This is a genomic window from Mesorhizobium sp. WSM4850 (genome assembly GCF_055811735.1).
The window spans coordinates 130,975-147,233 of the sequence record NZ_JBVVPV010000001.1 but is presented as its reverse complement, the minus strand read 5'-3'; the positions used below and the strand labels follow the sequence as shown (position 1 = coordinate 147,233).

The following is a 16,259-nucleotide window of genomic DNA, read 5'->3' as shown; positions in this document are numbered from 1 at the left end:
AAATTGATGCGTTGGCGCGACTGGAACGCTGCACATCGAGGCGTGCGAACGTTTTAGCGCATGCGGAAACTTGGCGGCGCCTTCATCCCTTTCGGAGATGACTACACGACCGACTGGATGAGGCAGGCTAGCTGACCCCGCCGCAGGTAACATTGAATACCGTTGCGTGGGCAGCCGGCACTGCGCACAAAAATCTGATGCCTGCCCTCAGCCAAGCTCCAGGGTCGTTATCGCAAAGACCCCGGACTGCATGAGCTGCGGCGCGCGCCCCCTGTACATTCGGGCAGTCTCGAAACCTGGTTGAAGACCGGCGGACGACAACAGACCTGCAAAACTGCCACTGGTCTCGGGAACATCGAGATGGACGTTTTCGGGACCCGACATGAGCGCGAGGGCCGCGAACAGGCGGCTTGCCGCGTCCAGGCTATTGGCAAAGAGCGGGCCGATCTTGCAACCGTCCCGGCAGCGGCGCGCGACGCCGTAGCCCGCGATGGCCCCATCCCTGACGATCGCAAGCGCGATGTGCGGCGGGCGCAGCCAGTGTTTTAGGAAGGATCGCCGCGGAGCGGGAAAGAACCGGCTGTCGTAGTCCAGAACGTCAGCCATGAGTTCCGCGCCTATGACGCAAATGTCGCTGTCGGCAGCTGCCGGAGCGTTCGGCGTGCCGACGAAGCGGATCGTCCGGTAGACCGGCGCAAAACCCATGCTGCGGTAATTGGCCTGCTGTTCGACGACACCATCGAGGCCGACCGTACGGTCGCCGAGCCGCGCCATGCCGGCATCCCAGACCGCCTTGCCATGGCCCTCACCGCGCCTGTCCGGCCGACAGATGTAGAGACCGATGAAGCCGAAATCGTCGCCATAGGCGACGGCCGAAATACCGGCCACCATCTCGCCATCGACAAAGGCGCCGATGAAGCCCTCTGGATCCGCCGCATGGAACGCCACGGCATCGCCAACACCGGGATTCCAGCCCTCCGCTGCCGCCCAGTCGACAAGGATTTTTACGTCTTCAAGTGCGAGCGTTCTGATCGTTCGGCGCATTGCCTCACTCGGCGGCTACGGTACCGGGGGCGAAGGACTTCAATGCGCCAAGATAGGGCTTTGCCAGCGGGTTTGCATAGGCGCCACGCTTGGACGTCGACAGGCCAAGCGCGATCAGTGCCTCGGCCTGCTTGACCGCGGCGCCGACGCCGTCGACGACCGGAACGCCGAACTCCCGCCGCAGCGCGGCGGCGAGATCGGCCATGCCGGCACAGCCAAGCACGATGGCCTCGGCGCGATCCTCGTCGAGCGCGCGCGCGATCTCGCCGCGCAGCTTCAGGATCGCATCAGAGGTTGGGTCTTCGAGCGCAAGAACCGGAATGTCGGCAGCGCGCACGCGTGCCCGTCCTGCCATGCCATAGCGCTGCACCAGCGCTTCGACCGGCACGCGCGAGCGCTCGGTCGTGGTGACGACGGTGAAGCGCTGGGCGATGAACGAGGCCGCGCTGAGCGCTGCCTCGCAGATGCCGATGACCGGAATGTTGGCCATGGCGCGCGCCGCATCCAGCCCAGTGTCGTCGAAACAGGCGACGATCGCAGCCAGCGCGCCCGAGCGCTCGCCGGCGGCGATCTCGACCAGAAGGCCCGGCACGGCAAGCGCCTCGTCATAGTAGCCTTCGATCGAAACCGGACCCATCGTCGAGGTGACGGCGACGATGTCCGTACCGGCGCCGGCGACCAACCGCGCCGCCGCTGCAATGGTTTCGGTCATGCTGGCGGTGGTGTTCGGATTGACGACGAGGATCTGCACTGCGGTTCTCTCAAGCTCGCGGCCGACGGCCGCCGACATAGGCGATTGCGCCGAGCGTCGCCAAAATCACCAGGAAGGAAAATACCGTGGTCACGGTGCCCAGCGCATAGAGCACTGGCGTCGTCACATTCGTCGTCATGCCGTAGATTTCGAGCGGCAGCGTGTTGAACGTGCCCGAGGTCATCAGGGTGCGGGCGAACTCGTCATAGGACAGGGTGAAACCGAACAGGCCGACACCGATCAGGCTGGGCGCGATCATCGGCAGCACGACATGCGCGAAGGTCTGCCAGGAGGTCGCGCCCAAGTCCCGCGCGGCTTCCTCATAGGCCGGCGAAAACCGGTTGAAGACCGCGAACATGATCAGCACGCCGAAAGGCAAGGTCCAGGTCAGATGGGCACCAAAAGCAGAGGTGTACCAGGCGGGACGAAAGCCGATCTGCTGGAAGACGACGCCGATGCCGAGCGAGATGATGATCGACGGCACGACCAGGCTGGCGACTGCCAGATAGAACAATGCGGTGGCGCCGCGAAATTTTTGCCGAAAGGCAAGACCGGCAAGCAGCGACACGCCGACGGTGACGATCATCACCATCAGGCCAAGAATAAAGGAGCGTTTGAAGCTGCCGCCGAAATCACCGACCGCCTGGCGTTCGAACAGATTGGCGAACCAGTGCAGCGAAACGCCGTTCAGCGGAAAGGTCAGCCCGCCATTCTCGCCCTGGAAGGACAGGATCAGGATCGCCGAGAGCGGGCCGTAGAGAAACAGCACGAAAAGGGCGAAGAATGCCGCCAGCACGTAGAATTCAAGGGTGCGCTTGTCCCGGCTCATCGCCTCACAGCTCCTTGCGGATGTCGACGATGCGCAGGATGCCGGCGACCATCAGCAGCACCAGCACCAGCAGCACGACCGCGTTGGCGGCCGCTGCCGGATATTGCAGCAGCGACATCTGGTTCTTCATCATCAGCGCGACGGATGCGCTCTGTCCGCCGGACATCACCTGCACCGTCGAAAAGTCGGCCATCACCAGCGTGACGACGAAGATGGTGCCGATCGCCATGCCGGGCTTGGCAAGCGGGATGACGACGTTCCACAACACCTGCCAGCCGGACGCGCCGGCATCGCGCGCAGCCTCGATCAGCGACTTGTCGATGCGCATCAACGTGTTGAAGATCGGTGTCACCATGAACAGCGTGTAGAGATGCACCATGGCCAGCACCACGGCGAATTCGGAATAGAGCAGCCATTCGATCGGCTTCGGGATCAGCCCGATCTCAACCAGCGTCGAGTTGACCAGGCCGTTGCGGCCAAGCACCGGAATCCACGAGATCATGCGGATGATGTTGGAGGTCAGGAACGGCACCGTGCAGACCAGGAACAGCACCATCTGCATGGCGGTGGTCCTGATATGGAAGGCGAGGAAATAGGCGACCCAGAAGCCGACGAACAGCGTCAGTGCCCAGACGATACCAGCGTATTTCAGCGTGTTCAGATAGGTTTTCCAGGTCACCCACGAGCCGAGCGTGTCGGCGTAGTTGATGGTCAGGAAATCCGGATACATCGCCGCGAAATCGTAGTCCCAGAAGGAGACCACGGCGATCATCAGGATCGGCAGCAAAAGGAACGCGCCGAGGATCAGCGCCAGCGGCGCCGCCTGGAGATAGGGGACGAGGCGGGCGACCGAGAACAGGCGGCGCCCGGCAGGTTTGGCGGCGATCATTCCAGGACGTTCGAGCACTGCTGTCATCAACATCTCGGTAGGCTGCGAGGCGGCCGGAGCTGCGTCCCTTCTCCCCTTGTGGGAGAAGGTGGATTGGCGCGCAGCGGCAAGGCGGATGAGGGGTGCTGGAAGAAACTCAGCGTTGGCGATCCGTCCAACACCCCTCATCCGACCGAGCTTCGCTCGGCCACCTTCTCCCACAAGGGGAGAAGGCAAGAAGGCACTACGCCGCGATGAATTCGTTCCAGCGCCTCACCATGTAGCGGTCCTCGTCCATGACCGAGTTCCAGCAGGCGACCTTGCCCATGCGCTCGACAAAAGAGCCGCCGTCACGCACCGCGCCCGCCTTCTCCATGATCTTGCCGTCCGGCGCCATGATGTCGCCCTTGGCCGTCTTGCCGTCGACCCAGTAGCCCCACTCGTCCTCGGACATGAACTGCTTGGCCGTGTCCATGGCGGCCGAGTAATAGCCCTGGCGGTTTAGGTAGGCGCCGACCCAGCCGGACAAGTACCAGTTGATGTACTCGTAGGCGGCGTCGAGCTCGGCCCCCTTGAGGTGCGCCGCCAAGCCAAGTCCGCCGCCCCACGAGCGATAGCCTTCCTTGAGCGGCTGGTACTTGCAGGCGATGCCCTTGGAGCGCACCGCAGCGACGGCCGGCGACCACATCGACTGGATGACCACTTCGCCCGATGCCATCAGGTTGACGCTCTCGTCGAACGATTTCCAGAAGGCACGGAACTGGCCGTCCTGCTTGGCCTTGATCAGGAAGTCGATCGTCTTGTCGATCTCCTCCTTGGTCATGTTGCCCTTGTCGGCGTATTTGACGTTGCCCATGGCTTCCATGATCATCGCCGCATCCATGATCCCGATCGACGGGATATTGAGGATGGCGGCCTTGCCCTTGAAGGCCGGATCCATGATGTCGGCCCAGGTGGTGATTTCGCGGCCGACAAGGTCGGGGCGAATACCGAGCGTATCGGCATTGTAGATGGTCGGAACCATCGTCATCCACTGCGTCGGCTGCTTGGCGAAGGTCTTGGCGTCCTGCGCCTCGACGAAGCCGACGGTATGCGGCGCGGTGCCCTGGGCGATGACGCTGTCGGGCGTCAGCTTGCCCGTGATGAACAGCGGCACGATCTTGTCGTAATATTTCAGCTTCTTGACATCCATCGGCTGCATCACGCCGGACGGATAGACCTTCTTGGCGATCCAGTATTCGATGTCGGCGATGTCGTAGCTGTCCGGCTGGGTCACCGCGCGCTGGGCGGCGGCGTCGGAATCGGTCGCAGTCATTTCCAGCGTGATGCCGAGGTCGGCCTTGCACTTGTCGGCAATGGCGTTGAGATTCGACACGCCGGTGCCGAATTGGCGCAGCGTGATCGGGTTCTGCGCCCAGATCGTCGGGAACCCGGTGATGGCACCCGAACCGGCCGCAAGACCGACGGCGGCAGCACCGGTCTTGAGCAGCGAGCGGCGGGAAATTCCTGCCTTGTTGTCGGTGGTGTTGGTCATGTCAGTTCCCCTGTTTTGATTGATGGTTCTGGTTCAGGAATCGAGACGACCAAGGACGATCGCGTCCTCGGCGTCCCAGGCGATCGGTACCGCGTCGCCGACGGCGACCGGCTTGGCGAAGAAGCTGGTGTCGTCGACGATGACGGTAAAATCCTCGATGCCGGCGCCATTGACCGAGAGTTTTACGGTCGAGCCGCGGTATTCGACGTTGGAAGCGATGCCGGTGAAGCCGAGCCCCGTGGCCAGTGGGTCGCCGATCCGCACATGGTCGGTGCGAATGGCGATATCGATCGGCTCGCCGATCGCCCTGCCCTGCCCGCTGGCCGCAAGCGAGGCCCCACCCGGCACATCGAAGACAACCATGCCGTCGCGGCTGCCGCTGACGCGGCCGGAGACGACGTTGTGATCGCCCATGAAGCGGGCTACGAACGCGGTGGCCGGCCGCTCGAAGACGATGCGCGGATGCGCCGCCTGCTCGATACGGCCGTCATTCATGACCACGATAAGGTCGGCGAGCGCCATCGCCTCCTCCTGGCTGTGGGTGACGTGGACGAAAGTGATGCCGAGCGACGTCTGCAGCTTCTTCAGTTCCGCCCGCATGCGGATCTTCAGGAATGGATCGAGTGCCGACAGCGGCTCGTCGAGCAGCAGCGCTTCGGGGTCGGTGATCAGCGCGCGGGCCAGAGCGACGCGTTGCTGCTGTCCGCCCGAAAGCTGCGCCGGGCGGCGGCCGGCGTAGCCCTCCATCTGCATCAGCTTCAGCAAATCGAGCGCCCTGGCGCGGCGCTCTTCCTTGCCGACGCCCTTCATCTTGAGGCTGAACGCAACATTGTCGACCAGGTCGAGATGCGGAAACAGCGCGTAGGACTGGAACATCATGGCGGTGCCGCGCCTGGCCGGCGGCAGGTCGGTGACCACCGTGTTGCCGAGACGCACGTCGCCGCTCGATATGGTTTCGTGCCCGGCAATCATGCGCAGCGTCGAGGTCTTGCCGCAGCCGGACGGCCCGAGCAGGCAGCAATAGGTTCCCGCGGGGATTTTCAAGCTGATGTCTTCGACGGCAGTCGTCGCGCCATAGATCTTCGAAACGGACACGATGTCGATTTCGGCGGCTTTGGACATCCGGCTTCCTCTCTAAATCAACTTAAGCAAAGCATCATGCATGCCAACTGCCCTAGATCGGCTTCAAACGATTGATTCCTTGGGAAAATCAGAATTGCCTCCGGCTGCCCTTCGAAACGGCATGCCTGAGAATGCACAAATTATAGGCGATCGCCAGCGATTCTCGCAAAAATCGTATGCAATCTTTTTCGGCATCGTATTCACTTTGTCCCTCGTGCAAGCGACCCGATTCAGGGTAGAAAGGTGCAGGGACGACCATCATGAATATAGCCGACCAGACTTTCCCTGCTGTCGACAGTGCCAACGAGGATCGCGCCCAGGCAATCCGCGACCAGTTGCGCGACGCGATCGTCGACCGCCGGCTGGCGCCCGGAACCAAGCTGTCGGAAGGCGAGGTCGGCACTTTATTCGATGTCAGCCGCACCGTGGCGCGCGCGGCGCTGCAGATGCTCTCCTTCGAAGGCCTGGTGCGGACCGAGCGCAATCGTGGCGCCTTCGTCGCCAACCCGTCGCCGGAGGAAGCGCGCCAGGTCTTCGCTTCGCGCCGGCTGATCGAGCCCGGCATAGCGATTGCCGCAGCCGGGCTGATGACGCCGGACCATGTCGCTGCCTTTAAGGCGCAGCTCGATGAAGAGGGCCGCTTCATTGCCGAACGCGGACCAAATGCAAGACGCTCGGAAATCAAGGCTTCGGGCGATTTTCACCTGCTGCTGGCTTCGGTTGCCGGAAACGCCATCCTCCAGCGCTTCATGGAAGAACTGGTGGCGCGGTCATCGCTGGTGATCGCGCTCTACGGCCGCTCGGGCGTCTCGAGCTGTGGCCATAGCGAGCACATGAATATCCTGGAGGCGCTGGAAAATGGCAATTCCGAACGCGCCAGCGCCCTGATGCTGCACCACATCGACCATATCGAGGCCGACCTCGATCTGCGTGTCAGGAGCGGTCCGGCGCTCAGGCAGGCGCTCGAGTTCTGACGCTCATTTCGACCGGAGGGACGCGAATACCGCACCCCTCAAAGCCGTTGGGCTCGGACCTTCAGGATCTGGTACAGCAAATCGCGGACGCGCCGCAGCCTCATCGACCATTTCTGGCTCATCTGCTTTCCAGTTCTGTTCGCCGACTGCCTACGTCTCAAAAAGCTTGGGCCGCCATGGCCATTCCAACCAGCGAGGTGGCGATTCCAGCGGTGCGGACCGTCGTCGGCCAACGAGCCAGCTTGACAGCGGACAGAATGCCGATCGCATGCAGCATCGACGTGGCGAGCATGAAGCCAGCGGCGTAGGCGATGCCGCCGGCGCTCTCGGGACTCTCAAGGCCGTGGGCGTTGCCGTGGAAGAGGCCGAACAGGGCCGTCAGTGCCGCCGCGGCGGCCAGCGGCAGTGGCTTGGCGAGGCCGATCATCGCGCCGAAGACCACAAGCGACAGCGCGATGCCGGTTTCAAGCGAAGGCAGGCCGATGCCGGCCATGCCGAGCAAGGCCCCTGCGACCATGGCCGAGACAAAGAACAGCGGCACAAGGACAATGCTGCGCCCGCCGGCACGGGCGCCGATCATGCCGACTGCAACCATTGCGAGCAGATGATCCATGCCGAACAGCGGATGTTCGAGGCCGGCGAAAAAGCCGTGGACGTGAGCGCCGCCGCTATGGGCAAACGCCAGCGACGGTGTGGCGGCGGCGAGAGCTGAAAGGATGCCAAGTCTTGCCAATGTTTTCATGCTTGCCAATGTTTTCATGGTTGCACCTGCTCGATGAGAGTGACGGGTTTGGTTTCAATGCCCGGGAACGGTGAATTGCGAAGCGGCGGAACGGTCCGCTAGGGCGCGCGCCGCGGCGAAGCCGAGCGGCATTTGCTCAGCGCCGTCGTGATAGATGAAAGCGAGGCGGCGGCGGTGCGATGTCAGGCGCGCCGGCAGCGGGTGATAGGCGACGCCGGTGCCGCCGACGAGCGGCATGACCGCGCCGACGTCGACCAGATCCTCGGTCTCGACGCGCAAGAGATGAAGCCGCACGCCGTCGGCCCTCTCGCCGACAAAGGGTATGCCGGCCAGGCGCAGAAAGCTGGATGGGTCCGGCGCCCGCGCAAAGCCTTCGAGGAAGGCGGTTTCGACAAGGTCGAGGTCGACCGATGCGGGATCAACCGGCAACTCGTGAGCCTGGTCCGGCAGATGCGGCGTCTGCCATTGCAGCGGCTTGCCAGCGGGCCCGTTGTGGCCGGGGGCGTGCGGATGGTCATGATGACCGTTCGGCCCGTGATGATGGTGGCCGTCGCCATGGCCATGACTGTGGTGATGATCGTCGTGCATGGTCAAAAACTCACCGGTTTGTCGATGATCGATTTATGCTTGCCGAGATTGCCGTGGGCGACCATCGAGCCGAGCGCTTCGACGACGACGCGCACGCCGAACAGCGCGGTGATGTCCGACGTGTCGTAGGGCGGCGAGACCTCGACCACTTCCAGCCCGCAAATGCCAGGCGCCGTCACCAGCCCAAGCAGCTTGAGCGCCTCGCGCGGCAGGAAGCCGCCCGGCTCAGGCCAGCCCGTGCCGGGTACGAAACCACAATCGAGGCTGTCGACGTCGAAAGAGATATAGACGGCGTCGGTGTCCTTCCATGCGAGCTCGAGCGCGATTTCCGCCGCCTTCTCGAGGCCCATCTGCTCGATGTCGGCAATGGTCAGCACGTTGGTGCCGCGCTTCCTCGCCTCGGCGACGCCGTAGCGGGGAACCTGCCAGCCGCCGATGCCGAGCTGCACGAGATTGGTCGCCGAGACGTTCGGCAGGTTGGTCGCCCAGTACCAGGGCGTGGTGTGCATGCGCTCGTCGAGATCCTTTTCCTGGATGTCGATATGGCGGTCGAAATGGATGATGCCGATGCGCTTCGAGGTCACGTCGGCGATGCCGCGCACGCAAGGGAAACCGATCGAGTGGTCGCCGCCCAGCATGATCGGCAGCGCGCCGGACGAAGCGACATGGCTGACGCCCTTGGTGATCTGGTCGAAGCTCTTTTCGAGGTTGGCGGGAATGGTGAAGACGTCGCCGGCGTCGCACAGCGTCATCTGCTCGCGCAAATCGACGCCGAGTTCGTAATTATACGGCGTATAGAGCGCCGAGATGCGGCGAATGCCTTGCGGCCCGAAGCGGGTTCCCGGCCGGTAAGTGGTGCCGCTGTCGAAAGGAATGCCGATGACGGCAGCATCATATTTGCCGACATCGCGGACGTTCTCGACATAGGGCGCCTTGAGGAAGGTGTTGATGCCGGCGAAATGCGGCAGCTCGCCGCGCGCGAAAGTCGGGATCGACTTGTCGACGATCGACTCCGATCCCGGCAGGCCCATGTCGAGCGCCCATTGCTGCTCCTTGCGCCAGCCGCTTTCCGGCAGCTTGCCCTCGGCCTCGATCGATTTCCAGCCCTGCGTGCCGCGGGCGTCGAAATCGGGGTGGTGAAAACGCTCCCTGGCCGCCCGGGCGACGAGCCCTGCCCTGCGGTGGCTGCGTTCGGGGATATTTCTGGACATTCAAACTCTCCGTTACGACGCCGTCGTCGCCATTGCTGTATCCGGCCGGGTCGTCCCGACCATCGCGGCCACCTTGGCCAAGTGATGAGAGGAAGCCCGGGTCTTGCGATCGAGCCTCAGATCGTAGGTGATCGTCGCGCCGTAAGCCGACGGGAACTGCGGATCGTGGCGCACCTTATCGAAAACCAGCACGCGGGTGCCGAGCTTGAAGGCCTCGCCGATATCGTGGGTGACCATCACCACCGTCATGCCATGCTCGGTCCACAGCTCGGTCAGCAGGTCGTGCATCTCGACGCGGATGCCGGGATCGAGCGCACCGAACGGCTCGTCGAGAAGCAGGATCTGCGGACGGCCAAGCAAGGTCTGCGCAATCGCCAGCCGCTGCTGCATGCCGCCGGAGAGCGATGCCGGATAGAGGTCGCGCGCATGGGCAAGGCCAACCCGCGCCAGCATGGCCTCGGCCTGTTGCCTGGCGTTTCTGCGCCTGGCGCCGAAGACGCGGCCAAACGGCCCGCCCGAGCGAAGGTCTTCGACCAGCAGCAGGTTCTGCATGGCGGTCAGATGCGGAAACACCGAATAGCGCTGAAAGACGATGCCGCGCTGTGGCGTCGGCTCGGGCACGATCGGGCCATCGCCGACGATGACGACGCCGCTGCTCTGCTGCTCCTGGCCGAGCAGGATGCGCAGGAACGTCGATTTTCCGCAGCCGCTGGCGCCGACCAGCGACAGGAATTCGCCGGCTTCGGCGGTGACGTTGACCCGCTCGAGCACGCGGGCATCGCCATAACTCTTTTCCAGCCCGTGAACGACGATGCGACTCATCTGGCCTCCACCGGATGCGCCCAAGGGGAGATTGCCCGCGACAGCCGCACCAGCAGCCAGTCGGTGATCACGGCAAGCAGCGTGATCCAGGCGACATAGGGCAGGATGACGTCCATCGAGAGATAGCGGCGGACGAGGAAGATGCGGTAACCCAGCCCTTCGGTCGAGGCGATGGCTTCGGCGGCGATCAGGAACAGCCAGGCCGGCCCGAGTGCCAGCCGCACGCAAGTGATGAGGCGCGGCATGATCTGCGGCAGCACCAGCCGCAAGACCGTGGTCCAGCTGTTGCCGCCAAGCGTTTGCGCCTTGGCCACCAGTTCTGGTGGCAACTCCATCACCCGGTTGGCGATGTCGCGCACCATCACCGGCGCGACGCCGACGGCGATCAGCGTGATCTTGGCCGTTTCGCCGAGGCCGAGCGCGATGAACAGGATCGGCAGCAGCGCCAGCGGAGGGATAACGCAAACGACGGTGACGAACGGCAGCAGGAACGCCCGCACCCGCGGGATGAAGCCGATGGCAATGCCGAGCGAAAGCGCGGCGACCGTGGCAACGCCCACGCCCGCGAACAGCCTGAGGAGACTGGCATAGGTGTCGACCCACAGGATGAGGTCGCCCGAGCGCTTGTCCGGCACCGTGGCAAGGTCAAGAAAGGCCGACCACATCTGTACCGGCGAAGGCAGCAGCTTGTCGCTGGGATTGACCGCCAGTCGTTGCGCCGAAGCGATCAGATAGGCGATCGCCACGAACAGGAACGGCAAGCCGCCGAGGAACAAGGCGCCGCCGCGCGAAACCTTCTCATTGATCATGCGAAGGCGCACCCTCGGCTTTGGCCGGGAAGGGCGCGTGGTGCCCTCACCGCCCGTCGCGGAGGCTTCATCCATGGCACTCATTCCCTTGGCCAGCATGTCGGGTCAGGGCGTTGCGGTTGCCGCCTCGGCCATGAACGCTGGATCGAAACGCAGCTTGACGTTCTTGGCGTCGCCCAGCGTCGATCCATCGGCAAAGCTCATGCCGACGACGTCGACACTCGTCGCATTGGTGCCGAGAATGCCGTGGCTGAACAGGAAGTTGCGGACAAGATCCATTGTCTTCGGCAATTCGCTGCCGTTGGTGAACTCGACCGCCTTGGCGGGGTCGAAGAACATTGCCGTCGAGGCAAGCTGCGCGTCGAAGCCGGCGAGGTCGGTGCCGGACGCCTTGGCCATCTCCTCCTTGGCTGCCTTGCCTTCCGGCGTGTCGGAGGTCATCAGCTCCATCACCTCGTACCACGCGCCGACAAGCGCCTTGCCCAATGCCGGATTGTCCTTCAACGTCTCGGTGTTGACGACCATCATGTCGATGATCTCACCGGGAATCTGCGCGGAATCAAAAACCTTGTGCGCACCCGGCATGGCGACGATCTCGGAAACCAGCGGATTCCAGGTAACGACCGAGGTGACGTCGCTGGTGCCATAGGCGGCGACCATGTCGGCGTCGGACGTGTTGACGACGGTAATGTCCTTCTCGGCGAGCTTGACCGTGTCCAGCGCCCGCGCCAGCAGGTAATGCGAGACGGAGAGCTCGACGAGATTGACCTTCTGGCCGGCAATGTCGGCGAGCGCTGCCTTGTCCTTGAGGATCACCGCATCATTGCCGTTGGAGAAGTCGCCGATGATCAAGGCGGTGGTGTCGACGCCGCCGCCGGCGGGGATCGACAGCGCGTCCATGTTGGTCATCGAGCAGCCGTCGAAACCGCCGGCCGTATACTGGTTGATGCTTTCGACATAGTCGTTGATGCGGGTGATCTCGACATTGATGCCGTTTTTGTCGGCCCATTTCTTCATGATGCCGCTGTCGGCGAGATAGCCCCACGGCATCCAGCCGACATAGATCGACCAGCATATCTTGAAGTCTTTCTTGGGCGCTGCGTCGGCGGCGGAAGCGATGGGAAGGCCGAGTGATGCGGCTAGGATGATTGCGGCCAGCTTGCGAAGCATTGCGTACCCCTGTTCGCGATCCGGATTGCGACCGGACTTGATGTTGGGGTTTGCGAGCGCGCATCCGGGAGAGGTTCGCGCCAGCAAACCCGTGCAGGGTTCTCCCGGGATTTTGGCCCGCCGTGTTCCGCCGGATGCCTCAGTGCATCCCTGGCGGTCGCATCTCTTGGACCAGCACCGCTGTGTTGCGGCCGGAACCCTAGACGCTCTGCACATCACCAACTAAGCAAGGAGCATGCCAATGCCGAACAGGCCAAAAGGCCGGCATTTGTGGAGCTGTGAGGCATCGAGCATTCGCGCGAGTGACGCGAAAATCATCGCATCGCCGACGGATTGGGCAGTTTGCCTGATTGCTGCTAGTGGTCACCTCACGTCATTCCCCCAAAACACACGGCCCCGAGATTTGCTTGGTTTTCTCGTCCAGTTTGTGCGGGACTGGACTTGATGCCATTAGCAACTCCCCGTCCCTGCCCCCTACACCCGGGTCCTCTCTGGGAGGCATACGGGCGCCGGATCCACCCGTGAGCGGACAGCCCGCTCCTACCTGCTCTTTTGCTCGATGCAATACGCCTTGTTCTGCTCGAACAATCGTTGGTCCGGATACCGCGCGAGGCCCTTGTCGTAGATCGCAATCGCCCCATCCCAGTCCTTCTTGTCTATGAACCTCCTCGCCCACCGGTCATACGCGAACACTGCGAGTCTCTCCACGTCCGCCTCCCCTTCCGCCAGGTCCTTCAGCCTCTCGATCACAGCGAGCGCCTCCTCGTGTTTGTTGTCCCGCACGAGAGCGTTCACATTGTTGTTCAGGTAGTTCTTCGACGATCGCGCCACGTCCTGCAGGCCCGGGAACCTCTGCTTCAACGCTCGCAGAACCTCCACGGCCTTGTCCGACCCCTGCCCAGCGGCCACTTCCTTCGCCCATTCTTGCGCGAACCACCCGATGTTCCCCTGAAGCTTTTCCATCGCGGGGAACCGCCCGAGACCCGCCTCGTAGACGTCTGCCGCCTTCTCCCACTGGCCGTCCTGCATGTAACGCTTGGCCCAGCCGTCGTACGCCGCGAAGTAGAGCTCCTGCGCCTCGTTTCCCGGCAGGAACTCCTTCCCTTGGTCCACGGCCGCGAGCGCGGCCTCGAACTTCCCGTTTCCAATCGAGTCATGGACTACACGGGCCGCCCCTTGGCCGCCGGACTTCCCGATGGACTCGACTCCAGGGAACTTCGCCGCGAGGGCCTTCGCGACCGCGGCGGCCGCCGGGGCTCCGCCCTTCGCATAGGCGGCTTTCGTCCACTCCTGGCCCAGGTACGCGACGTTCTGCTTGAGCATGCCCGCCTCTGGATATCGCGCGAGCGCCTTCAGGTACACGTCCGCGGCCTCCTCCCACGCACCGGCCTCCATGCGGTTCCTCGCCCAGAAGTCGTACACGTACAGGTACGTCTGCTCCGCGTCGCTATCCTCCAGCAGCTGCCGCCCCTTCTCCAAGGCCGCGAGCGCCTCCTCGTACTTCCCCTCCTCGACGCGCGCGTTTACGGCCCGTTGCAGTTCATTCCCGCCACTCTTCGACAGGCCCGTCAGCCCCGGAAACCGCTCCGCCATTGACTTCATCACCTCGGCCGCCGCGTTCGCGCCGCCCTTCGCGTAGGCGGCTTTCGTCCACTCCTGCGCAAGATACGCCACGTTGCCCTTGAACAGCCCCTCGCCCGGGTACGCCGCCAACCCCTTCACGTACACATCCGCCGCCATTTCCCACCGACCGTCCTTCATGTGGCGTTTCGCCCAGTCGTCGTAGACGTAAAGCGACGCCTCGCGGACGCCCGCTGTGTCTTTCATCAAATCCTTGGCCCCCTGGATCGCCGCGAGCGCCTCCTCGAACTTCCCCGCGTCGGCCAACCCGAACGCCATCCGGCGTACGTGGCTGTCCGCCGCCGAAGTCACGTGCTCGTTGCCGGGGAAGCGCGCCACGAAACCGCGCAGTGCCCCAAGGGCCCTCGCCTCACCCTCCTTCTTGGCCAGCGCGGCGGACCACTCCTGCCCGAAGTAGCCGAGCCACTTCTCGAGCTCCTTGCGCGGCTCGCCCGCGAGCGCCTCGAAGCCCGGCACGGCCGCCGCGAGCGCGTCCTCCCACCGGCCCTCCCGCATCCGTATGTCCGCCGGCCGGATGTACACGAGCGATTGCATCCCCTCGAACCCCCCGCTGGGCACCGCGGCGGCCGCTCGCTCGAGGATGGCGAGCGCCTCGGACGGCTTGCCGGCGTCCACCGCGCTGAGCGCCCACTGGCTCCAAACAGCCGAGTGGTTATTGACGAGCGCCGCGTCCTTCGGCGCCAGCGCGAGGCCGGTCGTCACGACTTCCAGGGCCTCCTGGAACTTGCCGTCGCGCGAAAGCTCCGCTCCCCAGTTCGCGAGCACGGCCAGCGCGTTCTTCACCGCCGAGCCGAACTCGGGGTCGAGGCTCATCGCCCGGAAATTCGCCACGAGCGCCTCGTGGTAGCGCTTCGCCTCCGAGAGCAACACGCCCTGGTTGTAGTAGATGATCGCCGCCAGCCCCGCCTCCTCGACCTCTCGGCGCTGGTCGCGGTGCGCGTCGGGGATGTAGCGGAAGCCGGTCATCTGCTCGAACTTGGCGATGGCGGCCTTGTCCCTAGCGGGGTTGAACCCCTTGGCGTTCGTTGTCTCCACGTCCATGTGCCGCGTGCCGTCGTAGAGGATCGAGAACGCGTGGTCGGGCACCTCGATCGCGCGCACGTCCAGCCCGAGCCGCAGCGCGAGCACGTTGTAGAGCACGGCGGACGACACGCAATTGAACGTACCCGTATCCAAGATCACCGAGAGGCCGGTCTGGCGCGCCACGTAGCCTTTCGAAATCGGGCCCTTGTGGAGCCACTGGAGGAGCGCCTCGCCCTTGGCTGCGGGAGTGCGCGCGTTCGCCACCGCCGCGCGAGCCTGCTGCTCCAACGCGTCCAGGCGCTTCAGGTACTTCTTCCTTTTCCCCGCGTCGACTACGCCCGACGCCAGCAGCGCGGCCTCAGCGAACTCCACGGGCGTCAAGCGCCCCGCCTTCGCCTTCGCGAACATCGCCTTCTCCTCGTCGGAGACCGCCAGCTTGAGTGATGTCGTCTTCTCGAGGCGCGTGAGCACGTCGAAGGCCTTCGCCGGAGACTCGGCGAACGCGTAGTGGCTCTTCGGCTCACCCTCCCGACCGATGACCTCCACTTCCGCCGCCGCTACCTTGCGCGCTCCGGGCTGCGGCGCGAGCCGCACGATGATCCAGCGCGCCGCGGTGGTGGGGAACTCGAACGTCTGCGGCTTGCCCTCCGCCGCAAGCGGGTCAGTGCGAAGGGACCGGAACCCGGCGTGCGCCGACGCCGTCGAGACGAGGATCTCCACGCGAGCTGCCGCGCTGCCCGAGCCCTCCGGCAGCGTGACCCTGATCCCCTCCGGCGCCACAACGCCTCCACCGAACGTGAACGTGACGTCCAGCGGTGTGGCTTCCGTCGCGTTGATCTCCGCGACCGTCTTCGCGTCGCCGTCTGTCAACCGCGCGATCGCAGTCACGTCGGCGGGAGAAGTGGTCGATTCGACCTTCGCCGACGTGAGCCGCAGCAGGTTCAACGGTTCTTCGTCGACGGCGAACACAGCCCGCGCCTCCAGGAGAATCGCGGCCACGGTGAGGCCGGCGAGCGCAGTTGATCGAAGCGACTTCCACTTCATGGCCTATCCTCCACATGACTCACATCCTCCGGGATTCCTTGCGGGATTGTCCCCATCGTCAGAAGCACCGCCGAGAGCATCCTGATG

Annotated in this window: 14 protein-coding genes and 1 riboswitch; of the genes, 1 reads left to right on the top strand and 13 read right to left on the bottom strand. The window is 64.1% G+C overall.

The window, feature by feature from the left end:
- Nucleotides 1-207 precede the first annotated feature (207 nt).
- From AC0L2Z_RS00685 to AC0L2Z_RS00660, 6 genes are all read right to left on the bottom strand, one after another.
- Complete coding sequence (locus AC0L2Z_RS00685; RefSeq protein WP_473626264.1) at nucleotides 208-1,044, bottom strand: GNAT family N-acetyltransferase; 837 nt, start codon at nucleotides 1,042-1,044, stop codon at nucleotides 208-210.
- 4 nt (nucleotides 1,045-1,048) lie between these two features.
- The gene (locus AC0L2Z_RS00680; protein WP_473478713.1) at nucleotides 1,049-1,834 is read right to left on the bottom strand and encodes an aspartate/glutamate racemase family protein; all 786 of its coding nucleotides are present in this window, start codon (nucleotides 1,832-1,834) and stop codon (nucleotides 1,049-1,051) included.
- A complete protein-coding gene (locus tag AC0L2Z_RS00675; protein ID WP_023800164.1) occupies nucleotides 1,806-2,624 on the bottom strand; it encodes an ABC transporter permease in 819 nt (272 codons plus the stop codon). The genes AC0L2Z_RS00680 and AC0L2Z_RS00675 overlap by 29 nt, the downstream gene beginning before the upstream one ends.
- A gap of 4 nt (nucleotides 2,625-2,628) precedes the next feature.
- On the bottom strand, nucleotides 2,629-3,513 hold the full coding sequence (locus tag AC0L2Z_RS00670) for an ABC transporter permease (RefSeq protein ID WP_473524733.1): 885 nt from the start codon (nucleotides 3,511-3,513) through the stop codon (nucleotides 2,629-2,631).
- Nucleotides 3,514-3,736: 223 nt separating this feature from the next.
- Nucleotides 3,737-5,026, bottom strand: coding sequence for an ABC transporter substrate-binding protein (locus AC0L2Z_RS00665; RefSeq protein WP_473626262.1), 1,290 nt, complete (start codon nucleotides 5,024-5,026; stop codon nucleotides 3,737-3,739).
- Nucleotides 5,027-5,059: 33 nt separating this feature from the next.
- Nucleotides 5,060-6,148, bottom strand: coding sequence for an ABC transporter ATP-binding protein (locus AC0L2Z_RS00660; RefSeq protein WP_473626261.1), 1,089 nt, complete (start codon nucleotides 6,146-6,148; stop codon nucleotides 5,060-5,062).
- Between the two features lie 260 nt (nucleotides 6,149-6,408).
- Between AC0L2Z_RS00660 and AC0L2Z_RS00655 the strand changes: the two genes are divergently transcribed.
- The gene (locus AC0L2Z_RS00655) at nucleotides 6,409-7,122 is read left to right on the top strand and encodes a GntR family transcriptional regulator (protein ID WP_473626260.1); all 714 of its coding nucleotides are present in this window, start codon (nucleotides 6,409-6,411) and stop codon (nucleotides 7,120-7,122) included.
- A 157-nt stretch (nucleotides 7,123-7,279) separates the two neighbouring features.
- On the opposite strand, the gene AC0L2Z_RS00650 is transcribed toward AC0L2Z_RS00655, so the two are convergent.
- The 7 genes from AC0L2Z_RS00650 to AC0L2Z_RS00620 form a co-directional block, all read right to left on the bottom strand.
- Nucleotides 7,280-7,882, bottom strand: coding sequence for a HupE/UreJ family protein (locus tag AC0L2Z_RS00650; protein WP_473626258.1), 603 nt, complete (start codon nucleotides 7,880-7,882; stop codon nucleotides 7,280-7,282).
- Nucleotides 7,883-7,918: 36 nt separating this feature from the next.
- The gene (locus AC0L2Z_RS00645; protein WP_473626257.1) at nucleotides 7,919-8,452 is read right to left on the bottom strand and encodes a hypothetical protein; all 534 of its coding nucleotides are present in this window, start codon (nucleotides 8,450-8,452) and stop codon (nucleotides 7,919-7,921) included.
- A gap of 2 nt (nucleotides 8,453-8,454) precedes the next feature.
- Nucleotides 8,455-9,663 (bottom strand): agmatinase family protein, encoded by a 1,209-nt coding sequence (locus AC0L2Z_RS00640; protein ID WP_077381532.1) that lies wholly within the window; start codon nucleotides 9,661-9,663, stop codon nucleotides 8,455-8,457.
- A 12-nt stretch (nucleotides 9,664-9,675) separates the two neighbouring features.
- Nucleotides 9,676-10,485 carry an ATP-binding cassette domain-containing protein gene (locus AC0L2Z_RS00635; protein WP_473626256.1) on the bottom strand — a complete coding sequence of 270 codons (810 nt, stop codon included), beginning with the start codon at nucleotides 10,483-10,485 and terminating at the stop codon, nucleotides 9,676-9,678.
- Nucleotides 10,482-11,294, bottom strand: a complete 813-nt coding sequence (locus tag AC0L2Z_RS00630) for an ABC transporter permease (RefSeq protein WP_473626607.1) — start codon at nucleotides 11,292-11,294, stop codon at nucleotides 10,482-10,484. The genes AC0L2Z_RS00635 and AC0L2Z_RS00630 overlap by 4 nt, the downstream gene beginning before the upstream one ends.
- Before the next feature lie 105 nt (nucleotides 11,295-11,399).
- Nucleotides 11,400-12,464, bottom strand: a complete 1,065-nt coding sequence (locus tag AC0L2Z_RS00625; protein ID WP_473626255.1) for a putative urea ABC transporter substrate-binding protein — start codon at nucleotides 12,462-12,464, stop codon at nucleotides 11,400-11,402.
- 99 nt (nucleotides 12,465-12,563) lie between these two features.
- Nucleotides 12,564-12,678: riboswitch (guanidine-I (ykkC/yxkD leader) on the bottom strand.
- Between the two features lie 326 nt (nucleotides 12,679-13,004).
- Nucleotides 13,005-16,172: a hypothetical protein gene (locus AC0L2Z_RS00620; RefSeq protein WP_473626254.1), complete on the bottom strand. Its 3,168-nt coding sequence runs from the start codon at nucleotides 16,170-16,172 to the stop codon at nucleotides 13,005-13,007.
- Nucleotides 16,173-16,259 lie beyond the last annotated feature (87 nt).

Excerpts from the sequence above, each read along its gene's own strand:
- AC0L2Z_RS00685 (WP_473626264.1), bottom strand. The coding sequence starts at position 1,044 with ATGCGCCGAACGATCAGAACGCTCGCACTTGAAGACGTAAAAATCCTT.
- AC0L2Z_RS00680 (WP_473478713.1), bottom strand. The coding sequence starts at position 1,834 with ATGTCGGCGGCCGTCGGCCGCGAGCTTGAGAGAACCGCAGTGCAGATC.
- AC0L2Z_RS00675 (WP_023800164.1), bottom strand. The coding sequence starts at position 2,624 with ATGAGCCGGGACAAGCGCACCCTTGAATTCTACGTGCTGGCGGCATTC.
- AC0L2Z_RS00670 (WP_473524733.1), bottom strand. The coding sequence starts at position 3,513 with ATGATCGCCGCCAAACCTGCCGGGCGCCGCCTGTTCTCGGTCGCCCGC.
- AC0L2Z_RS00665 (WP_473626262.1), bottom strand. The coding sequence starts at position 5,026 with ATGACCAACACCACCGACAACAAGGCAGGAATTTCCCGCCGCTCGCTG.
- AC0L2Z_RS00660 (WP_473626261.1), bottom strand. The coding sequence starts at position 6,148 with ATGTCCAAAGCCGCCGAAATCGACATCGTGTCCGTTTCGAAGATCTAT.
- AC0L2Z_RS00655 (WP_473626260.1), top strand. The coding sequence starts at position 6,409 with ATGAATATAGCCGACCAGACTTTCCCTGCTGTCGACAGTGCCAACGAG.
- AC0L2Z_RS00650 (WP_473626258.1), bottom strand. The coding sequence starts at position 7,882 with ATGAAAACATTGGCAAGCATGAAAACATTGGCAAGACTTGGCATCCTT.
- AC0L2Z_RS00645 (WP_473626257.1), bottom strand. The coding sequence starts at position 8,452 with ATGCACGACGATCATCACCACAGTCATGGCCATGGCGACGGCCACCAT.
- AC0L2Z_RS00640 (WP_077381532.1), bottom strand. The coding sequence starts at position 9,663 with ATGTCCAGAAATATCCCCGAACGCAGCCACCGCAGGGCAGGGCTCGTC.
- AC0L2Z_RS00635 (WP_473626256.1), bottom strand. The coding sequence starts at position 10,485 with ATGAGTCGCATCGTCGTTCACGGGCTGGAAAAGAGTTATGGCGATGCC.
- AC0L2Z_RS00630 (WP_473626607.1), bottom strand. The coding sequence starts at position 11,294 with ATGATCAATGAGAAGGTTTCGCGCGGCGGCGCCTTGTTCCTCGGCGGC.
- AC0L2Z_RS00625 (WP_473626255.1), bottom strand. The coding sequence starts at position 12,464 with ATGCTTCGCAAGCTGGCCGCAATCATCCTAGCCGCATCACTCGGCCTT.
- AC0L2Z_RS00620 (WP_473626254.1), bottom strand. The coding sequence starts at position 16,172 with ATGAAGTGGAAGTCGCTTCGATCAACTGCGCTCGCCGGCCTCACCGTG.